Here is a 20,224-nt window from a genome sequence, read left to right as displayed (position 1 = left end):
CTGGCGATGATCTACGATGTCCGGCATCTCACCACCGTGCAATACGCGGGCGGCGTGCGTCTGGCGCGCTTCAACCTGCGCCTGAAGCCGGCGTCGTGGCCGGGACAGATCCTGCGCGATTATGCGCTGAACATCGATCCGGCGCCGTCCGCGATCCAGCAGGAAAGCGGGCCTTGGGTGGTCAACCGCGCGCGCCTATCGATCGATGCGCCGCTGAAGAAGCTGTCGATCGAGGCCCGGTTCCGCGTGGAAGTGGCGCCGCCGTGCTTTTCGCTCGACATGGCGGTCAGCCCCACCGTGGCGCAAGTGCGCGAACGCACGCTGGTGCGGCGCGATCTGTCGTCCACCAGCCCCGCCGGTTATCTCTACGGTTCCACGGTGGCGCAGATTTCGCCCGAGATCGCGGGCTGGGCAACCCGGTTCTTCACCCCCGGAACGCCCACGCTGGCCGCCGGGCGGGCGCTGATGGAAGCGATCCATGGCGAGTTCAAGTACGATGGCAGCGCCACGGTAGCGGATACGCCGCCCGACGTGGCGTTCCGCCTGCGCCGCGGCGTCTGCCAGGACTTCGCCCACATCATGATCGTGGCGGCGCGCGCGCACGGCATTCCCGCGGCCTATGTCAGCGGTTATCTCCGCACGCTGCCGCCGCCCGGCAAACCGAGGCTGGTTGGCGCCGACGCCATGCACGCCTGGGTCAACCTGTGGTGCGGGGACGAATTGGGCTGGGTCGGCTTCGATCCCACCAACGCGATCTTCGCGGGCACCGATCACATCTTCACCGCGATGGGGCGCGACTATGCCGACGTCGCCCCGATCGACGGCGTGTTTCTGGGCGGCGGAAGCCAGAACATGACTGTTGCCGTGGACGTTGTTCCGGTCGATTGAACGGGGTGGGCGCGGGGCCGATCCAGCGGGAGAGTAAACCTTTTGCGCCGGCAAGCGGAATTGCGCGCAGGCAGCGGGTGCAATCCCGGAGCAGCTTCCTATCTTCGCGCGATCGGGCCATGCTGCCCGGAACAGGAGACAGGCGCATGGCGCACCCCACGTTGTTCGAACCGCTTGATATCGGCGGGCTTTCGCTTTCCAACCGCATCGTGATCGCGCCGATGTGCCAGTATTCTGCCGTCGATGGCGAGATGACCGACTGGCACCTCATGCACCTCGGCAATCTTGCCCAATCGGGCGCGGGCGTGCTGACGATCGAGGCGACCGCGGTGCTGCCGGAAGGGCGGATCAGCTATGCCGACGTTGGCCTGTGGGATGACCGGACCGAGGCGGCGATGGCCCGTGTGGTGGAAAGCCTGCGCCGCTATTCGCCGATGCCCATCGCCATCCAGCTGGGGCATGCCGGGCGCAAGGCTTCGACCGACAAGCCGTGGCTGGGCAAGGGCCAGATCGCGCCGGACGCGGACAACGGCTGGCAGACCGAGGCGCCTTCCGCCGTTCCGTTCGCCGCCGGAGAGAACCCGCCGCTGGCGCTCGACCGCGCCGGGATGGACCGCATCCGCGATGCCTTTGCCGAAGCGGCGCGGCGCGCGGCGCGGATCGGTATCGATGCCGTGCAGATTCACGGCGCGCACGGCTATCTGCTGCACGAGTTCCTGTCGCCGCTTTCGAACCGGCGGGACGATGCCTATGGCGGCAGCCTGGAGAACCGGATGCGGTTTCCGCTGGAAGTGTTCGACGCGGTGCGCGCCGCCTTTCCGGCGGAGCGCCCGGTGACGGTCCGCGTATCCGGCACCGACTGGGTGGACGGCGGCTGGGATGCGGAGCAGACCGTCGCCTTCGCGCGCGAACTGGAGCGCCGGGGCGCGGCCGCGATCCACGTCTCCAGCGGCGGCCTCGATCCGCGTCAGGCCATTCCCGTGGCTCCCGGATATCAGGTGCCGCTGGCGCGCGCGGTCAAGCAGGCGGTCTCCATTCCTGTGATCGCGGTCGGGCTCATCACCGGGTTCGAGCAGGCTGAACAGATCGTCGCTTCGGGCGATGCGGACCTCGTCGCGCTGGCGCGCACCATCCTCTACGACCCGCGCTGGCCCTGGCACGCGGCGGCCCATCTTGGCGCCTCGGTCCATGCGGCGGACCAGTATCTTCGCTGCCAGCCGCACCAGTATCGCCATCTCTTCGCGGCGGGCTGAAGCGTTGCCGACGCAAAAGGGCAGGGGCCTGGAGCACGTGGCCCCAGACCCCTGCCCGATGGCTCTACGCCCGCGTCAGAGCGCGATGCTGAGCGAAGCGCGGATCGAATAGTCGACCACGCCCTGCGCCCGTTCAGCCCCGCCGGTCAGGCGCCAGGTGTAGTCCAGGCCGCCCTGCAGGATGCTGACCTTGCCCAGCCAGGCCGACTTCAGGCTGTCCGGCGTCAGCGCGAACTGGTTGCCGTCGGTGAAGTTGGCCAGCGTGGTGCCGAGATGGCCCGAAAGCTGGTTGCGCCGGCCGCCTTCGACTTCGACGGTGAACGGGCGGCCTTCATAGGAGCTGGGGCCGCTGCTCCAGCTGGCGACCAGCGTGGTCGTGCCGGTCAGCGCGCTGCTGTTGCGGCCGGCCACCTCCAGGATGATCGGCGCGCTGCCGGTCTCGTCATAGGCGTTTTCGTGCAGGCGATAGTATTCGACGATCGCCTTGGGGCGCAGCTGGAAGTTGCCGCCCACGTCGAAGCCATAGGACGCGCCGCCCGATCCGGTGATCATCCAGCCCTTCCACTTGCCCGCAGCGGTATAATTGAAGCTGGTGCCGCTGACGGCCCCCGTGAACGTGCGCGCGGAGGTTGCCGAAAGGCGGCTCCCCCCCACGCGGGCGAAGGCATAGAACGGCCCCTTGGCCATGCGCCAGAAGGCGCCGACCTCGAGGTTGCTGGTCTTCACCGACTGGTAGCTGCTGGTGTTCACCTTGCCGCTGATCCAGGTAAGCGAAAGGCCGACGTTGCCGATGCCCGTCACGCGTTCAAGCCCGCCGGAAAGGCCGAAGCCGTGGTCGGAGAAGCCCGCGGTGCCGGTCGTCTGCTTGCCGCCGTGGAAATAGATCGGCTCGAACCAGCCGCCCACGTTGCTGATCGTGAACAGCGATGAATCGTCCTGCACGTGCTGCGCGGCAAGGCGGGAGCCGCGTGTCACGAAATCGAACACGCCCCCGGCATAATCGGGCATCAACTGGTTGAACTGCGCTTGCAGCGTGGGCGTGTCGGCCACCTGCAGCAGGTCGGTTTCGAGAGCGGAAGGGGTGCCGCCGGCGGCCGTCAGCGCCTGGGCCTGCGCGATGATCGGGTTGTAGATGGCGCCTTGCGCGGCGGTCAGCCCCAGTTGCGCGGCGGTCTTGCGGGCGATGGTGAGTTGCAGGTTGTTGCCCTGCGTGGCCAGCGTGCCGGCGTAGAGGACCGGCAGGGCCAGATTGCTGGCGCTCAGGTTCGAAGCGCCCGTAAGGCCGTTGGACGTCAGCACCGTATACGTGCCTTCCGCCTTGGCGATGGACGTGAGCGAGGCGGTGATCTTAGATCCGCTGGCGAACGTCGCGGTATTGGTGACGAAGGTTGAACTCGTGCCGGTGGTGCCATCGACATAGACGCCCAGCGTGCCGTTCGCGCCCACGTTGAGCGAGTTGACCGCGATGTTGCCGGTCGCGTTGGCGGCGAACAGGCCCGAGTTGACGTTGACCGTTGCCTGCGAACCGCCCGTGACGGTGCCCCGCCAGATCGAGCTGTCGTTGAGCGTCAGCGTGGCCGGCTGGTCGTTGAAGATCAGCGTGCCGGTGAAGCGCGAATTGCCGCCCATCGTCATCGTGGCGGTGCCCGTGCCGAAATCGATATTGCCGATATACTTCGAATCGTCGGCCATGATCACGGTGTCGTTGCCGGCGCCAAGGAACGTGTTGCCGGTGATCTTGCCGGTTTCGACGTCCAGCGTGTCGTTGCCGCTGCCGGTGTAGATGTTGCCGGTGATCGCCGCATAGACCGTGGCGGTATCGACGTTGTAGCCCGCCGCGGCCTTGTCGGTCTTTTGCGAGGCCGCATCGGTCGCGTTGAGGTACTGCTTGACGGTGACGCCGCTGGTGTTGGCGGAAAGATCGATCGCCCCGGACTGGCTGCCCTGGTTGGAGGTGATGAAGCCGGTGTTGTTCACCGTCGTCAGCGTGCCCGACAGGTCGCGGACCGCGTAGGCGCTGATGCCCAGCGATGTGCTGGCGGCCTTGACCGTGCCGCTGACGTAAAGCGTGGGAACCGTGGAGCCCTGGTTGATGAGAATGGCGGTGGCGTTGGCATCGTTGGTCGTCGCGGTGACGTTGCCGTTGATGCCGATGCCGCCGGCCAGGTTCACGTTGCCGCCCTTGCCCCCGATCACGATGCCATAGGCGTTGGTCGAGCTGTAATAGGCATTGGCGGTCACGCTGCCGTCCACCGCCACCGAATAGGTGCCATCGTTGCTGGCCACGGTGCCGATCGCGATGTTGTTCGCGCCGCCGATCTGGAGCCCGGGGCTGCTACCATAGGACTGGATCGAACCGGTGGTCTCGGTCGACGTGCTGGAATTGGGAGCCGCGATCAGGACCCCGCCCGCGACGTTTCCGTCCACTTCCACCGCGGCTGCCCCGCTTTGCAGCGCGGTGCGAGAAAGAACCTGCGAGGTGCCGTCGTCGGCGGTGTAGGTGGTGGCTTGCCCCAGGGTGCCGTTGATCTTCAGCGTGCCGCCGATATCGCCGCTGGTGACCAGCGCTTGCGCGCCCTGGCCGATCGCCGTGACGGTTCCGCCCACGGTGACATTGCCGGTTACCGCGGAAGTGCGGATGCCGGCGCTGTTATCGCCCTTTACCGAGATCGTGCCGGTATTGCCGAGATTGCCGTTGAGCGTCGAATCGAGCGCGATGCCGGCGGAATTGAGTCCCTCGACGGAGATCGTGCCGGAGTTGGTGACCGATCCGGTCACCGTGCCGCCCGATAGCACGTGGATGCCGTACCGGTTCGATGCGGCGGCGATGGGGCCATCGGCGATGTTGACGCCGTTGTTGGTGATGAAGGGGGCGGTGTAATTCTCGGTGACGTTGATCGCCCCGGCGTTCGATATCGTGGTGGTGGTGCCGGGGTTGACGGTGATCCCGGTCGCGCCGTTGCCCGCGCCCATGGCGATCGTGCCACCTGAAGCGACGGTAGCGGTGTTGGAGGAATCGACCGTCACGGCGCTGCCGTTGACCAGCGTGATCGTGCCGCCGCTGGCGACTGTTACATTGCCGCCTGTCGAGGTGAGAACGGGGGTGGTGCTGTTGCCGCCGACCGTGGTGTCGGCCAGGGCAACCTGTGCGCCGAGCGCGAAGGTCAGCGAACCGAGCGAAACGGCAGCGAAGAAACGGGGCGTGCGGTGACGATGCATGGGGGGACGTGATCCGTGAAATGGGGCCTGCGATCGAATCGCAGGCCCGGTTTTGTGGTGCGACCCGCAAGCTCGACTGATGCCGGCGGTGTTCTCGACAGGGCGGAAACAACGCGACATCGAACTTCGAGGGTAAGGGGCCACGGTGGTTCCGGTGATTAAAACGGCCCAGCCTCTCAAACCCTTCGCGCCGGGGGCGATGAAATATTTCGTTGCGCAACGTCGGTAAATTCGCCGTTCAGGGTTGGACAGCCAGCAAGAGCCGGGCCGTGAGTTCCCGATGACGGAACGGCGCGTGGAGGCGACAGTCGGTGTGACTTTCCTAGGCGATTCCGGAGCGGACGGGGCATTCGCGACCGACCATGCCTCGCTTGCGCCCGACGCTCCCATGCTGTGGTCGGCGTTCGATGACCTGTCGTTGATGGGTGAGGTGGGACGTGGCGTGATCGCCGCGTTTTCCGTGCTGGTCGAACGGCATACCCCCGCGCTTTACCGCGTGGCGATGCGTATGCTGGGCGATGGGCACGAAGCCGAAGACGTGGTGCAGGAATGCTTCGCGCGTCTGTGGCAGCAGGCCCCGCGGTGGCAATCGAGCGGGGCGGGGCTGGTGGGCTGGCTCCATCGCGTCGCGATGAACCTGTGCTTCGACCGGAAGCGCCGTTTTCGCGTGGTGATCACGCCCGATCTGCCCGAACGCGCCGATCCCATGCCGCTGGCCGACGCCACGATCGAGGCGGATCAGGCGCGGGCGGCGGTTGCAGGGGCCCTGGCGGACCTGCCCGAACGGTATCGGGCCGCGCTTGTGCTGTGCTATTACGAGGGCTTCACAAACGCGCTTGCCGCCGAAGTTCTGGAACTTAACATAAAGGCCATGGAATCGCTTCTGTTCAGGGCTCGGCGTCACTTGCGTGAACTGCTGGAAGCGCGCGACGTGGGCGTTGCCGATCTGCGCGCGCGCGAACCGGTCGTGGCCTATGGCATGGAACTGCGGGCATGAGGCGGGTGATCCCGATCGCGCCCGCCGCGCGCGAAGCGGCGCTGGACCGCGCGCTGGACCAGCTATCCGCGCCGGCTGTTCCCGCTGACCTGATCGCGCGGATCGTGCGGGAAGTGCCGCTGCTGCCTCAGGCTGCCGCGCCGCGGGCGGCAGCCACTGGCGTGACGGCGCGGCCGGTGGCGGCGCAGGTGGCGGCGTCGGTTCCGTCCCAGCGGCCACGCCACCCTGTCTGGCGGCGGTTGGCGGCTGGCGGCGGCATCGGAGCGCTGGCTGCCGGAATAGCGGCCGTGGCGATGATAGGGATGGGTGCCGATCCGCAGGGTATTCCAGCGAGCGGAGGCGGCGCTCCGATGGCGTTCGCCCCGGCCGTGCCGGACACGGCTGACGGAAAGCCGCCCTCCCTCGCAGCGCCCCTGCCGAAACTGGCGGCCGCGGCCACCCCTTCGCGTCCCGTCACCGCGCAGACAGCCATGCCGGAGGAGGACGCGATTCCGGTCGAGGCATCGCCCGCTGTTCCGGTGGAAATGACGCCCGAGGTTCTCGCGTCGGCGACTGCGGCGCCGAAGGGCGAACTGATCGGCCCTCGCGATGACGACGACGAAAAGACCGGTCCGCAGATACCGTCGCGCGGATTGATGGGGCCGCCCGCGCCGCAGGCTTACGGCTATGTCGGCGCTCTCTCTCCGCCGGGAGGTGGCTCCGCTGCCGTGCCCGGCGCTCCGGCGCAGGAAAATTCCGCGCCCCCGCCCGGACGAGGCCCCGGCGGCCGTCTGCCCGGCGGTGCTGGCGGCGGCCATCCGTTCTGATCGCCGCAGGGCGAAGCGGCCCCTCATTGCATCACGCCTGCTGGAAACAGGACCGCATGCATGGCCGCTGCGGTGAGATCGCGCTTCTGCCAGAATGCCGGGCGGGGGCCGGCTAACGACACGCGCCGCATGCCTTCCAGCCCCGGCGAGGCGCACAGGTTGTCGCTATCCGCCTGAATGCAGGTGACGCTGAGACCACGCAGCAGGCGCAGGGTGCGATGCGGATCGCTATCGGGCACGTCGTGCAGCCGCAGCCACGCCGGCCCTGCGTGGAAATGGACCGTGGGATCGGGGCGGATCAGCACCACGGACGAAATGCGATGCCGCAGATCGGGCGGAACCGCGCCCAGTCCGGTGTCGAGAATGTCCGCGCCGAACGTGAAGCCGATCAGCGCGACGTGTTCGGCGCCGCTGGCGGACAGCGCCTTGCGAATGCTGTCATCCACCAGTTGATCGACATAGGCCCGGTCCTTGTCGCCCACGAACAGGGAGGGGGTGTCCACCCTCAGCACGGGCACGCCCTGGCGTCGCAGGGCCGTTGCTATGTCGGGCTCGTCGCCCATCGGCAGCAGCCCGGCTGTCCCGGCGAAATAGACGGCGACCGGGCGGCCGGTAACGGATCGCGCTGCGGGTTGAAAGCGCGTCGGATCGCGCAGGAAGCAACCGCCCGCCCCGACCGCCGCCACGGCGACGATGGGGAGGACGGCTGCCCAGCCCAGCAATTTGCGACCCAAAGAGCTATCGGCCATTTGCTTCAGATACCCGCTGCCCTCTATCCCGCGCGTGGGGAAAGCATTAACACGCTGTCATCAACTGTCATGGAACGGGTTTGTGGCTGGACGTATCCTGCTGGTCGAAGATGATCCCCAGATCGGCGATTACATCGCGCGGGGACTGGATGAGGAAGGTTTCACGGTCGATCGCGCCACAACCGGGCGCGATGGTCTTTTCCTGGCCACCGACAGCCAGTTTGACGTGGTGGTGCTGGACCGGATGCTGCCGGGGATGGATGGCCTTTCCGTGCTAAAGGCGCTGCGTGCGGCCGAAGTGCGGACGCCGGTGATCATCCTGTCGGCGCTTGGCAGCACCGACGACCGGATCGCGGGGCTGACGGCGGGCGCGGACGACTACCTTGGCAAACCGTTTTCCTTCGCCGAACTGCTGGCACGCGTGCAGGCGCTGATCCGGCGTGGTGGCGGAACGGCGCAGAAGCCGGCGCAGGAAACGACATTGCGGTGCAGCGATCTCGAACTGGATCGGCTCACCCGGCAGGTGCGCCGGGGAACGCGCAAGATCGCGCTGCAGCCGCGCGAATTCCGCTTGCTGGAGTACATGCTGCTGCACCAGGGCGAGGTGGTGACGCGAACCATGCTGCTGGAGGCGGTGTGGGACTATCACTTCGATCCCGGCACCAACGTCATCGACGTGCATATCAGCCGGCTTCGACGCAAGATCGACGACGGGGAGGATCAGCCGCTGTTCCACACGGTGCGCGGTGCGGGATACCGGCTGGCGCTGGACTGAGCGGACCCGATGTCGGCCCGGCGGCGCCCTTCTCCAACCATGATGCGGCTGGTTGCCGCCGTGTTCGTGCTGCAACTCCTGTCCAGCATGGCGGCGATCTTCTTCCTGCGCACCGAGATGCTCGAAGTGGTGCGCAGCGATCGCGTGCGGCAGGTGACCGACCTGCGCGACGATCTGCTGACCGCCTATTACGATGGCGGCCGCGACGAACTGGCCAATTTCATCAACGCCAAGCGCGGCAGCGCGGCGGACCCCACGGTGTTCATCGCGCTTTCGGGGCACGGGCCGACGATCCTCAACAACCTGTCGCGCGTGCCCTCGATTTCGGTGTCGGCGCAGCCGCACATCGTGCACATCCATCGCGGCCCCAGCCTGCCCGAAACGGAGGGGATGGCGATCGCCAGCAGCCTGCCTGGCGGCGATACGCTGGTCGTCGGCGTGCTCGGCGCGGTCGAGCGGCGCTTCACGCTGGCCTTCGCGGCCGCAATCGGCCTTACCGTCGTCATCGCCGTAGCCCTTGCCACCGTGAGCGCGCTGCTGCTCGGTTTCGTGATCAGCCAGCGCACGCATGAGATCGCCGACACCGCGGCGGAACTGGCTTCCGGCAATTTCGGCGCGCGCCTGTCGACGCGGGATACGGGGGACGGCTTCGATCACCTGCGCCTGCAGATGAACCTGATGGCCGAACGGATCGACGAACTGGTTTCGCAGCTAAGCGCCATTTCCGGCGCGCTGGCGCACGACCTGCGCTCCCCCGTCACCCGGTTGTCGGCGGCGATCGACACGGCTCTGGCGCGCGTTGACGAACCCGGCGCGGCGGATGCTCTGCAGGCGGCGCGGGCGGATGCCGATGCGCTGCGGTCGATGCTGGAAAACGCGCTGGAGATCAGCCGGCTGGAAGGCGGCGCCATCCAGGATCGGCGCGTGCCGCTGGATCTGGCCGCCGTGGCCGAGGATCTGGTCGAACTCTACGAACCGCTGGCGGAACAATCGGGCGTGACGCTGTGTGCCGATGCGCGCAGCGTCACCGTGCCGGCCGATCGCGAATTCCTGTCCCGCGCGCTGGCCAATCTGATCGACAACGCGCTGAAATATGGCGGCTCCACCATCACCGTGGCCACGCGCGCGGCCGAAGGCTGGGGCGAGATCATCGTCAGCGACGATGGACCCGGCATTCCCGAGCAGGACCGGGCGCGCGTGGTCGAACGGTTCGTGCGGCTCGACAACGCACGCACGCGCACCGGGGGCGGGCTGGGGCTCGCCATGGTCGCCGCCGTCGCGCGGCTCCATGGCGGCGAACTGGTGCTGTCAGGTGAGCGCGGGCTCGTGGCTACCCTGCGGCTCCCGCGCTGAAGGCGCTTCGGGCGGAGCGGCCGGGGCCGGAGCGGCAGCGGTGGCCGACGGGGCGACGCTTACGCGGCCAGTCCGTTCCAGCTTGCCCCAGCCGATCCCCAGCCCCGCCGTCGCCGCGCCCACCGCGCGGATCACCACGCCATACATCAACTGGCGATAGACGAAGCGTTGCGTCAGCAGCAGCAGCGCCGGGAACCGCTTTTCGCGCACGTCGAGGCGATAGGCGATCCAGCCGCACAGCAGGTCCACAGTGGTAAAGCCGATCCAGTAGATGCCCATGCGCAATACGTCGGTCTGCGTCTGATCCCAGCCGTGCTGCATCACGCGCACGATCGTTCCCACGATCGAGATGCCGAGCGCCAGATCGATCAGCGGCGAAATCAGCGCGAACAGGATCTGGAACAGCCAGGCCTGCGGCATGCCCACGAAGGCAAGCCCGCTGGGGTGCCGCTCGCGCAGGATGGCGCGGTGCTTCCACAGGCACTGGAGCGTGCCAAACGCCCAGCGGAAACGCTGCTTGCCCAGCGCGCGCAGCGTTTCGGGCGCTTCGGTCCACGCCACCGCGTCCTCATCGTAGGCGATCTTCCAGCCCTTGCGCTGGATGGCGATGGTCAGGTCCTGGTCCTCGGCCAGCGTGTCTTCGGGATAGCCGCCGACGTCCTCCAGCGCGCTGCGCCGCCAGGCGCCGACCGCGCCGGGCACCACCATGATCGCGTCGAACCGGGTCAGCGCGCGGCGTTCGATGTTCTGCGCGGTGACGTATTCCACGGCCTGCCAGCGCGTGACGATGTTCACCCGGTTGCCGACCTTGGCATTGCCGGCGACCGCGCCGATGTGATCGAGTTCGAACCAGCGCACCAGTTTGCTGATCGTCTGCGGCTCGAACTGCGTATCGGCGTCGAGCGCGACGATGATCTCGCCACTGGCCTGTGCCAGCGCCCGGTTGAGCGCCGAGGCCTTGCCGCCGTTGGCCATGGTCATCAGCCGTACGCGCGGTTCGTTGCCGAATGCGGCCGACACGATCGGGCTGGTGCGGTCCTTCGATCCGTCGTCCGCCACGATCACTTCCATGTGCGGATAGTCGCTGGCGAGAATGCGGTGGACCGACGCCTCGATCACCCGCTCCTCGTTGTAGGCGGGGATGATCACGCTCACCAGCGGGCGATAGGTGGAATCGCGCGACAGCCCCAGGCGGCGTTCGGGAAACAGGGCTAGCGCGGTCATGCTGATCGCCCGCGCCATGCCGAGTGCGATGGCGAAGAAGAAGATCCAGTCCAGACCGTCGATCGCCGCCGCCAGGCTCGAGAAGATTGCCACGTCGGCGCGCACGGCCAGCAGATCCAGCCCGGAAACCTGCGGCATCACGTCGTCGCGGGTCAGGCCGGCCAGCGTCGATACCGGCACGAAGCGGTAGCCTTCGGCCTGCAGCGTGGCGATGATGCGCGGCAGCGCCTTCACCGTTTCCGCCCGGTTGCCGCCGCCATCGTGCAGCAGGATTACGTTGGCGGAACGATCGCCGTTGCCGTTGCGCACGGCATCGAGCGTGCGCTGCACGATCTCGTCGGCGCTGCGGCCCTTGACCCAGTCGCCCGGATCGGCGTGGAGGCCGACGATGGTATAGCCCTGTTGCTGCGCTACCAGCGCCGGCCCCAGTTCGTCGGTCGTGGTCGGTTCGGCATCGCCGAAATAGGGCGCGCGGAACAGGCGGGTGGAACGGCCGGTATAGGCTTCGATCAGGCGCTGCGTGGCGTTGAGCTCCAGCTTGATGCCGGTATCGCTCTCGTCCGCCATGTTCGGATGGGTGTAGCTGTGGTTGCCGATCTCGTTGCCTTCGGCAACAAGGCGGCGCAGCAGCCCCCGGTTGCCCACGCCGTTTTCGCCGATCACGAAGAACGTGCCGGGGACATGGTACTGTTCCAGCACGGAGAGGATTTGCGGCGTCCAGACCGGATCGGGGCCGTCGTCGAAGGTCAGCGCCACCAGCTTGGGCCGGTCGCCGGTGCGGCGCACGACATAGGGTGTGGGCAGCGTTACATACTGTTCGCCGGTGATCAGGTTCGAGCGCGGATCGAACGAAACGGCGCGCTGGCCGGGCGTCGGCGTCGCGTCGATGCGCAGGATTTCGCCATTGTCCTCGACATCGGCATTGGTCGATTCGCTGATGTGGCCAAGGTCGGGCCGCGCGCCGGCCGCACGCCCGGCCCGGGCGCCGGCGTTCCAGCTCTTGAGCGTGTTCCAGAATCCCGGATCTTCCGAGCCCAGCCGCCACAGCGCGACCGAATTGATGCCCATGCGCGAAAGCACCTGCATCTGGTTCCAGCTCGCGGCGGCATCGAGCAGCCACACGTCATGGCGCACGCCGTTGTCGGTATAGGCGAAACCGGGGTTTCCGCTTGCCTTGTCCCAGGTGGGCGTTGCCCCGCTAGCATGTGCGGAAAGCCAGGCTTCCTCCACCGTGAGGCTGTCGGCATGGCCTTCGTGCCAGTCGTAGGCATAGTTGCCCAGCGCGACGATGATCTTGCTGGCGGCCACGCCTTTCAGCGAATCGGCGAGGTGCGCCGTGAACCAGCCGTTCGAGGCGATCGGGCCGGGTTCTCCACCCTGCCAGTGCTCGTCATAGGCCATGAGCACGACCTTGTCGGCCACTTGCGCGAAGGCGCGCGTGGACCAGGCCGGATCGTCGACCGGCATGGTCACCGATACCACCCGGTGTTTCGGCGCAAGCCGCGCGTGCAAATCGGCCACGAACTGGCGGAGCAGCCCCAGGCTGCCTTCCGGCATGTTCTCGAAATCGACCATCACCCCGCCGTCGCCGGTCTTGTCGAGGAATTGGTCGACGCCCTGCACCAGCGCGGCGCGGCGGGCCGGGTTGGCCAGCGCGCGGGCAGTGCCCGCGCCGTCCCACGTGCCGTTGCTGGCGTTCTGCAGTACCGGAACGACCAGGGGGCGGTGAATCGCGGCGGCGAGGACGCGGCGCATCCGGGCATCGTCGTTGGCATGGAGATTGCCGGCCTGGTCGATCGACATCAGCGTGGGCGCCACCCAGTCGAGCTCGCCGGCGTGGTGCGCCAGCGTATCGGCGCTGTCATCGGTCCACGACGTGTAGAAACCAACAGTCAGCGGCGCGCCGGGCTTGCGCGCGGGCGCGGGATTGTGACCGAACAGGCGCTCGATCCGGTGGGAGAGACGGCTGACCTGCGCCTTCAGGGGCAGCGGTGCGGTGCGTTCGGTCCCGAACGGCAGGGGGGAAGGGGCGCTGACGGTCGCCACGGTCGTCGCGAAAATCGCGCAGACGGCCAGCAGGAGCGCCAGAATCGCGAAGGCGCCGCGGCGCGTCCAGCGGCGGCGGCGGCCAGTCGGATCGAAAAAGATTGGACGTGACACCAGCATTCCCCGGTTCTGGCCTCGCGCCATCTGGCGCGCGGCCGGTGACGGCAAGGCAGTTGGAGAATGTATCGGAACAGGGGACCGTCACGTTGCGATCCATCGACAACTGCCTTGCCGCCGGGCTGTTTTCTAGGCTGGCGCACGCAACGGTGGCGTGAGCAAAACATTACGTTTTGGCCATGGAGGGCCTGTTCCGGATTTCCGAACATCATCAATGGCATTTGAGCACTGTCCCGCCGGCGTCCGTGCGCTTAAACCGGGCGCCAGCAGAAGGTGAGATCATGTTGCAGCCCGTCTATTTCCTGTCCCACGGCGGCGGCCCCTGGCCATGGCTGGAAGGCCCGTTCCGGCGCGATTTCGATTGGCTCGAAGCCTCGCTCAAGGCCCTGCCCGGGCAGTTGCCCGAACCGCCCAAGGCTGTCCTGGCGATTTCCGGGCATTGGGAAGAAGCGGATTTCACCGTTTCCAGCGCCGCGCAGCCGGGGATGGTCTATGACTATTTCGGCTTTCCCGAGCACACCTACCACATCCGCTATCCCGCGCCCGGATCGCCCGCGCTGGCGGAGCGCGTGCGGGAGCTGGCGGCGCAGGCCGGCATCGCGATGAACGCCGATCCGACGCGCGGGTTCGATCATGGCACGTTCTCGATGCTCCAGCCGATCTATCCCGATGCGCAAGTGCCGGTCGTAAGCCTGTCGATGAAGGAAGGGTATGACCCGGCCGCGCATCTGGCGCTGGGGCGCGCGCTCGCCCCGCTGCGCGCGGAGGGCGTGCTGATCATCGGCTCGGGCTTGTCCTATCACAACCTTCGCATGTTCGATGCACGCGCGTCGGCGCCTTCCGCGCAGTTCGACGCCTGGCTCCGCCATGCCCTGATCGACCTGGCGCCGGAGGATCGCGCGCGGGCGCTGGAGCAGTGGGATGCCGCGCCTTCCGCGCGGATCGCCCACCCGCGCGAGGACCACCTGATCCCGCTGATGGTCGCCGTTGGTGCGGCGGGCAGCGATCCGGCCATCTGCATCTATTCGCAGAACGATCTGCGCGGTGGCATCACCGCGTCGGCCTATCGCTTCGGGCAGGACCGCAGCGCCAGCGGGTTCGACCGGCTGGCGGCGTGAGCGGTCAGCGCCCGTCGAGCCGCCGGCCCATCGTCACCACCGCCTGATCCTCGTACCCCAGCGCGGCATAGAAGGCGCGGGTGGGCAGGTTGTCGGTGCGGACCATGAACATGATCTTGGGGCAATCGCGCGCCTGCAGCCAGACTTCGGCGGCCGTCATGAGGCTTCGGCCGATGCCCTGCTGCTGCCGACCGGGCGCGACGCCCAGATAATAGACCCAGCCCCGGTGCCCGTCGAACCCGACCATGACTGCACCGGCGAGCGTATCCCCGCCGTCCTCGGCCACCAGCACCGTCGACGCCGCGTTTTCCAGCGCCAGTCGGTAATCCGCCTCGGGATCGTTCCACGGCCGCGTCAGGCCGGCGGCGCGCCACAGATTGGCCTGTCTGATTGTGGGCGCAATCCTGGCGCCAATTGCGCGATGCCGTAGAATGCCTTTTGCGGCGGCGGGTTTCGCCGCCGTGGTGGCGCTGGTGCCGGGATTGTTTGCCTTTCGCGCCGTCAGCAGCCTGATTGAATTGATCTCGGTCAGCGCAGATGCGAAGGCCGATTTGGTGCAGATATTCGCCAGCGATCTGACGACGTTTTTCCTGACCACGGTTGTGATGGTCACGGGCCTGTTGGTGCCCCTTGCAGTAACGCAGTTCTTCGTTTCACGCCGCGCGCGCTCCACGCCTGTGAGCAGCAGCGATTGATAAGGGGCGGTATTTTCCCGCACATCTTGTTCGACGTAGAACACCACCCTCATCTTCGCGCTTCGGCTATGTCATGGTGACCCATGGCGATCGCGAGGTATATCGATATCGACCCCGGCCTCTCGTTGACCGCCATCGTAACGATCGCGATGGCCCACTTCGCTTCGACGCGTCCGTTGGCAACCTTGCTCGCCGACGATCCTCTCCGCCAAGCGGCGTCACGCTCTGGTCGCTTGTCGGCGCGCCAACGATAGCAATATTAGCGACACGCCATTGGAGATCAGGTCGACCGCAAGGAGCAGGCCGAGAATGACCAGCGCCGACCGAGGAAAATCTGCGACGATCATCGCGCCGAGCAAAAGCGCCAGACCACCCGACAGGATCAATGCCCCGCGTAGCCCACTTTGCGACGCGCCCACGCCCAGCATGATGCGGAAGACGCCAGAGCCAAGCAGCATGACGCCGACAAGGAGAGTAAGCGAAACAATGCCGGCGAGCGGATGAAGCACGAGGTTGACGCCGATCAACAACACAATCAACCCAAGCAGCGCTGCGAGGGGGCGTGCGCTCCATTCCGCATCGGCGAAAGCGGACACCACCGTCAGCGCGCCGACGAAAATGAAGGTCCAACTCACGAAAAGCTCCACGGTAGCGTGGCCCCCATGGGGTAGGCGAGCGCACAGACGCCGCCCGCCAGAGAGATCGCGCCAGCGATCAACCACAATATCCAGTTGCTCATCGAATGTTCCGTTCTTCGATTGATGGTCAGTTCGCGCCGATCCGCCCGAGCCAGACGCCGATGCCGAACACGATCGCTCCACCGATCACCACCTGCACGATCGTGTTCAAGAGCTTGCCGCCCATGAAGCGATAGCGAATGAAAGCAATCGCGATGAGTTCGCAGGCGACCACGGCGTAGGCGACGTTCAATGCAATGGATAGGTGGGGAAGGAGGAAGGGCAGTGTGTGCAGCATACCGCCTATCCCGGTGGCGACGCCGGTGATGACGCCGCGTCGAACCGGCCCCCCGCGGCCGGTGACGCTCCCATCATCCGACAGCGCCTCCGACAGCCCCATGCTGATTGCGGCTCCAAGCGAGGCGGCGAGACCGACGAAAAAGGCATTGATCGGCCGTCCCGTTAAACCGGCAGCGGCAAAGATCGGCGCGAGCGTCGAAACCGAACCGTCCATCAGGCCAAGTAGCGCTGGTTGGATTTTCTGAAGCACGTAGTCGCGGGACGCGCGAGGGGCGACTGTCGGAGCATTTTTGAGCTTCGCGGAATCAGGCGTCATCGGATCGGCTCTCTCGGACATCGACGGACTTGGAACTGTTGTGTCGCTAACGACCCATCGCTAGCGACTGCTCGTGCTCGCGGCTATAATAGAATCGATATCCGGCGTGGCCAATTCTTCATAATTCCACGATCGGCGGTATCGTGAGGAGAGTTAAATGGACGCAGAGAATTTTCATGTCGACACGGTACGCGAAGTCGTTCATTACACCGCCATCCGCGTGTTTCACTAGACGATGGCGCTGTCGATCGTCCGTCTTGCTTGGCGATTGACGCATCCAGCTCAGCCGATTGCTGGAACGGCGTTGATCGGCTGAGCTGCCGCGGCTTTACATGGCGACACTTGGTCTGCCGCTGGCGGGGGTCGCGTGCGCAATCGCGAGCGGCGATGAAGTGCCGTTTTGGATATTGCGACTCCCTCTCTCACTGGCAAAAACGTCGGCCTCGAAAGCTTGGCAAAGATGTGCCATGTCGGTCTCATTATGAACCTTCTGCTCGCACTTGTCGCCGGCCATGCGCTCGCCGCGCTGTGGTATCATTGCGCCCCCCAAAGTCGGCGCGCTGAGGCGGATGGCGCGCCCTCCTCTTAGACGATTGAGAGACGTCCCGCTTGCGTAAGTCTTCCGAGATCGCTGGTTCGCTCAGGCGCGCCTTCGCGCCACTTTACTGGCGCGAGGCGGCATTGTGCGCGCCCGCATTGCCGTTGATCCTTATTCTCGGCGCCTTAGCCGGCCGATTGTTCGAGGCCATGGTGATGTGCGGCGCGGCATACTCAGTCGGGTTTGGCTCGACGCGGACGCTGGGGCGACAGCGCTGGGCGGCAATGATAGCGGCCGCGCTCGGCGTCGCGCTGGCGGCTTTCACGGGAAGCCTGATCGGACAGTCCTTCGCCCTCACCGTGATCGTCGCGGCGGCGCTTGCAGGCATCTGCGGCGCACTTGCGCTTTATGACGAGGGCTGGTGGTGGATCATGCTCCAAGCCGTCATCGCCTTCGTCGTGGCGAGCTATTATCCGCATCATCTGGCCGGTGCGTTGCAACGCGGCGCGCTGGTCCTCGCCGGTGGCTTCGTGCAACTCGTCTGCGTGCGTGTGCTCGCTTCGCTCTATCCCGCCGGCGCGGAACCTCTGCCGCCGAGCGGCTTTAGACCGAACCCGGAACTCCGTCTCCTTATCGGCCATACGCTGCGCGCCGTCGCAGCCGTAGGCGTTTCTATGGCCCTCGCGCGTGTCATTGGCCTGTCGAACGACTACTGGGCGCCAATGACGGCTTTGCTGGTGCTCAAACCCGGGCTGCGCGACACACAGACCCGCGGCGTCGCCCGCCTCGTCGGAACGCTCGGCGGCTCTTCGCTCGCCACAGCTTATGCGGTGGCTGTCCACTTAGAGATGGGGGCGATGATCGCCGTCGTTTCGGTTGCCGCCTTCGTGTCCTACGCGGCCCAACGGGCGCATTACGCTATTTTCTCGGGGGCGGTCACCATGACGATCGTATCGCTAATTGATCTCGCCTTCGGCGCGCCGCTCGCCAACGCGGATCATCGCATTTTCGCAACGCTGCTCGGTGGCGTCGCCGCAATAGGTTTCGCGCTAATAGCGCCGCATCGGCCGGCGCAAATGCAATCATCGTCGGACTATGTCGGTAAGCGTCGTACCGTCTGATCCCGACGCGAGAAAGCGAAAGCAGCAATTGCCTAACGTCAGCGTCTTTCCGCAGGCGGCTCGGAATTGAGCCACAGGAATAAAAGTGCAGCGACCGACACAAAGACCGACCAGAATGACAAATGCGCGAATGCATAGTCTTGGGGAACGGCCTGCTCTGATACTTCGCATTTGCTTCGGCGAGTTTCCCCCGCGCGGCAGGACTCAGAACAGACTGCTCATCGAAATTCTCGCCCTTGACCACCAAATCGAAAGTGAGCTCGCTGCCATCGCCGGTTATCCAATAGGTCCGCCACTGCTCATTCTGAAACAGCAACATCGTCTGCGGATCAGCTTATGGTGCAAATATCAGTTCTCTTTGCCATATTGCCAGCGATTTCGATGCTTGACGGAGCTGCGAAAGCGAATTCGGGCCGATAGTCGAGCCGCTCGATCGGCGACATGCTGAGGGTAGGCAGCGCTATCGAGGGCGGCAACGGATACGCCCGTAACAAGCCCTAGCCCGGCTTATTCACCGCGTTGGGCCGAGAGGGTTGGCGGGAGTGGCATAAGCCTCTGATCTGAATTAGGAACTGGGTGTCTAAGCCGAACCTGCCGCAGGGCAGAAGATGCCACAGGCCACCCCGCCATGACCGACGATACTGCAAACCCATTCCGATTCCCAGCAGTGCGCAGCCGGAAAGTCACAGCCGCCTTTGATGGTGGTCGGCTGACCTCGGACGGCGGCGTCCTGCTACTGGCACAGGCTGAGCGCGCGATGGGCATCTGCCGTCGGCTTGCCGCTTGCATAGCCGACCCGCGTGACCCTGGCCGGGTGATCCATGCGCTGCCCGACATCCTGCGCGCCCGGGTGTTCGCGATCGCTTGCGGATACGAGGATGCCGACGATCTCGACGCCCTTCGCGACGATCCCGGCTTCCGCCTGGCGCTGGGCAAGCTGCCGGGCTCCGGTGCCGGGCTTGCGAGCCAACCCACGATGAGCCGCTGGGAGAACGCGCCGACCACGCGCGAACTGGCGAAGTTGATGGCCGCCATGATCGATATCTACTGCGCCAGCTATCCCACTTCGCCGGCGGCGGTGACGTTGGATATCGATGACACCTGCGATGTCGTCCACGGCTATCAGCAGCTCTCGTTCTGGAACGGGCACCATGGCGAGCGCTGCTTCCTGCCGATCCACGTCTACGACACCGCCAGTGGCCGGCCGGTGGCGATGCTGCTTCGCACCGGCAAGACGCCATCTGGCGCCGAAGCTGCTGGCCACATCCGGCGTCTGGTGCGTCACATCCGCCGGCACTGGCCCGATACCCACCTCACCATCCGCGGTGACGGGCACTATGGCCGCCCCGAGGTCATGGCGTTCTGCGAGGCGTACGGCATCGATTACGTGTTCGGCCTGCCAACCAACGCTGCGCTGCGGGCCGATCCCGCCATCGTCGCCGTCGCCGATACCTGCGCGGTCAAGCGGGCCGAGGAGCAGCGTGTGATCCTGCGAAACTATGCCGAGACCCGCTACGGCGCCAAAAGCTGGAAGGGCCAGCGCCGCGTCGTCGCCCGGATCGAGGCCAGCACGCTGGGCATGGACATCCGCTATGTCGTCACTTCGCTGACCCAAGGCTCGGCCGAGCACATCTACGACACGCTCTACTGTGCCCGCGGCCAGGCCGAAAACCTGATCAAGCGGCACAAGACCCAGCTCGCCAGCGATCGCACCTCGTGCCGCTCGGCCAATGCCAACCAGATGCGCCTCATTCTGCACACCGCCGCCTACTGGCTCCTGTGGCGGATCCAGCAAGAAATCCCAAAATCTGCCGCGCTTGCCGTCGCCGAGTTCGCAACGATCCGCCTCCGGTTGCTCAAGGTCGCCGCCCGCGTCATTGAATCCGCAACGCGCATCCGCATCGCCTTCGCGTCAGCATGCCCCGATGCCGCCACGTTCAAGGCCGTCGCCACCAACCTTCGGCCTGCTCCTACATAGCCCGCGCGGCCGTGCCGCCGAACCGCAAGCCCCCCTCCATTAACCCCGAAAAGC

General features: G+C 66.2%; 17 protein-coding genes. 11 read left to right on the top strand and 6 right to left on the bottom strand.

Annotated elements, in window-relative coordinates; translation table 11 throughout:
- Window positions 1–6 precede the first annotated feature (6 nt).
- Window positions 7–888, top strand: coding sequence for a transglutaminase family protein (locus F1640_RS08910; protein ID WP_194918794.1), 882 nt, complete (start codon window positions 7–9; stop codon window positions 886–888).
- Between the two features lie 146 nt (window positions 889–1,034).
- Window positions 1,035–2,141 carry an NADH:flavin oxidoreductase/NADH oxidase gene (locus tag F1640_RS08905; protein ID WP_194918793.1) on the top strand — a complete coding sequence of 369 codons (1,107 nt, stop codon included), beginning with the start codon at window positions 1,035–1,037 and terminating at the stop codon, window positions 2,139–2,141.
- 75 nt (window positions 2,142–2,216) lie between these two features.
- Here F1640_RS08905 and F1640_RS08900 read toward each other — a convergent pair whose 3' ends face one another.
- Entirely contained in the window at window positions 2,217–5,360 is a 3,144-nt protein-coding gene (locus F1640_RS08900) for an S-layer family protein (protein WP_125954069.1), read from the bottom strand.
- Window positions 5,361–5,640: 280 nt separating this feature from the next.
- On the opposite strand from F1640_RS08900, the gene F1640_RS08895 reads away from it, so the two are divergent.
- Window positions 5,641–6,357, top strand: a complete 717-nt coding sequence (locus F1640_RS08895) for an RNA polymerase sigma factor (RefSeq protein ID WP_124808108.1) — start codon at window positions 5,641–5,643, stop codon at window positions 6,355–6,357.
- Window positions 6,354–7,163 (top strand): hypothetical protein, encoded by an 810-nt coding sequence (locus tag F1640_RS08890; protein WP_194918792.1) that lies wholly within the window; start codon window positions 6,354–6,356, stop codon window positions 7,161–7,163. The genes F1640_RS08895 and F1640_RS08890 overlap by 4 nt, the downstream gene beginning before the upstream one ends.
- 23 nt (window positions 7,164–7,186) lie before the next feature.
- Here the strand turns inward: F1640_RS08890 and F1640_RS08885 are convergent, their stop codons facing one another.
- Window positions 7,187–7,912 (bottom strand): AcvB/VirJ family lysyl-phosphatidylglycerol hydrolase, encoded by a 726-nt coding sequence (locus tag F1640_RS08885; protein ID WP_124808110.1) that lies wholly within the window; start codon window positions 7,910–7,912, stop codon window positions 7,187–7,189.
- Between the two features lie 82 nt (window positions 7,913–7,994).
- Between F1640_RS08885 and F1640_RS08880 the strand changes: the two genes are divergently transcribed.
- Entirely contained in the window at window positions 7,995–8,687 is a 693-nt protein-coding gene (locus F1640_RS08880) for a response regulator transcription factor (protein ID WP_124808111.1), read from the top strand.
- A gap of 39 nt (window positions 8,688–8,726) precedes the next feature.
- A complete protein-coding gene (locus tag F1640_RS08875; protein ID WP_124808112.1) occupies window positions 8,727–10,040 on the top strand; it encodes an ATP-binding protein in 1,314 nt (437 codons plus the stop codon).
- Here F1640_RS08875 and F1640_RS08870 read toward each other — a convergent pair.
- Window positions 9,996–13,424, bottom strand: coding sequence for a glycosyltransferase (locus F1640_RS08870; RefSeq protein ID WP_194918790.1), 3,429 nt, complete (start codon window positions 13,422–13,424; stop codon window positions 9,996–9,998). The genes F1640_RS08875 and F1640_RS08870 overlap by 45 nt on opposite strands.
- On the opposite strand from F1640_RS08870, the gene F1640_RS08865 reads away from it, so the two are divergent.
- Both F1640_RS08865 and F1640_RS08860 read left to right on the top strand, forming a co-directional pair.
- Window positions 13,418–13,585 (top strand): hypothetical protein, encoded by a 168-nt coding sequence (locus F1640_RS08865; protein ID WP_194918788.1) that lies wholly within the window; start codon window positions 13,418–13,420, stop codon window positions 13,583–13,585. The genes F1640_RS08870 and F1640_RS08865 overlap by 7 nt on opposite strands.
- Window positions 13,586–13,708: 123 nt before the next feature.
- Complete coding sequence (locus F1640_RS08860) at window positions 13,709–14,545, top strand: class III extradiol ring-cleavage dioxygenase (RefSeq protein WP_125954066.1); 837 nt, start codon at window positions 13,709–13,711, stop codon at window positions 14,543–14,545.
- Between the two features lie 4 nt (window positions 14,546–14,549).
- On the opposite strand, the gene F1640_RS26010 is transcribed toward F1640_RS08860, so the two are convergent.
- A complete protein-coding gene (locus F1640_RS26010; protein ID WP_255530496.1) occupies window positions 14,550–14,921 on the bottom strand; it encodes a GNAT family acetyltransferase in 372 nt (123 codons plus the stop codon).
- 55 nt (window positions 14,922–14,976) lie between these two features.
- On the opposite strand from F1640_RS26010, the gene F1640_RS26005 reads away from it, so the two are divergent.
- Window positions 14,977–15,240: a hypothetical protein gene (locus tag F1640_RS26005; protein ID WP_375336202.1), complete on the top strand. Its 264-nt coding sequence runs from the start codon at window positions 14,977–14,979 to the stop codon at window positions 15,238–15,240.
- A 218-nt stretch (window positions 15,241–15,458) separates the two neighbouring features.
- Here the strand turns inward: F1640_RS26005 and F1640_RS08850 are convergent, their stop codons facing one another.
- Both F1640_RS08850 and F1640_RS08845 read right to left on the bottom strand, forming a co-directional pair.
- Window positions 15,459–15,875: a DUF308 domain-containing protein gene (locus F1640_RS08850; RefSeq protein WP_194918785.1), complete on the bottom strand. Its 417-nt coding sequence runs from the start codon at window positions 15,873–15,875 to the stop codon at window positions 15,459–15,461.
- Between the two features lie 130 nt (window positions 15,876–16,005).
- Window positions 16,006–16,533, bottom strand: coding sequence for a hypothetical protein (locus tag F1640_RS08845; RefSeq protein ID WP_206694660.1), 528 nt, complete (start codon window positions 16,531–16,533; stop codon window positions 16,006–16,008).
- A gap of 609 nt (window positions 16,534–17,142) precedes the next feature.
- On the opposite strand from F1640_RS08845, the gene F1640_RS08840 reads away from it, so the two are divergent.
- Window positions 17,143–18,192, top strand: a complete 1,050-nt coding sequence (locus tag F1640_RS08840) for an FUSC family protein (RefSeq protein WP_194918783.1) — start codon at window positions 17,143–17,145, stop codon at window positions 18,190–18,192.
- Window positions 18,193–18,820: 628 nt separating this feature from the next.
- Window positions 18,821–20,170, top strand: a complete 1,350-nt coding sequence (locus F1640_RS08835) for an IS1380 family transposase (RefSeq protein WP_194917264.1) — start codon at window positions 18,821–18,823, stop codon at window positions 20,168–20,170.
- The last annotated feature ends 54 nt before the right edge of the window (window positions 20,171–20,224 follow it).

This window comes from Novosphingobium sp. NBM11 (genome assembly GCF_015390225.1).
In the GTDB taxonomy this organism is placed as follows: Bacteria; Pseudomonadota; Alphaproteobacteria; order Sphingomonadales; family Sphingomonadaceae; genus Novosphingobium.
The sequence above is the reverse complement of the archived record's forward strand: the minus strand, read 5'-3'. Positions and strand labels throughout refer to the sequence as shown.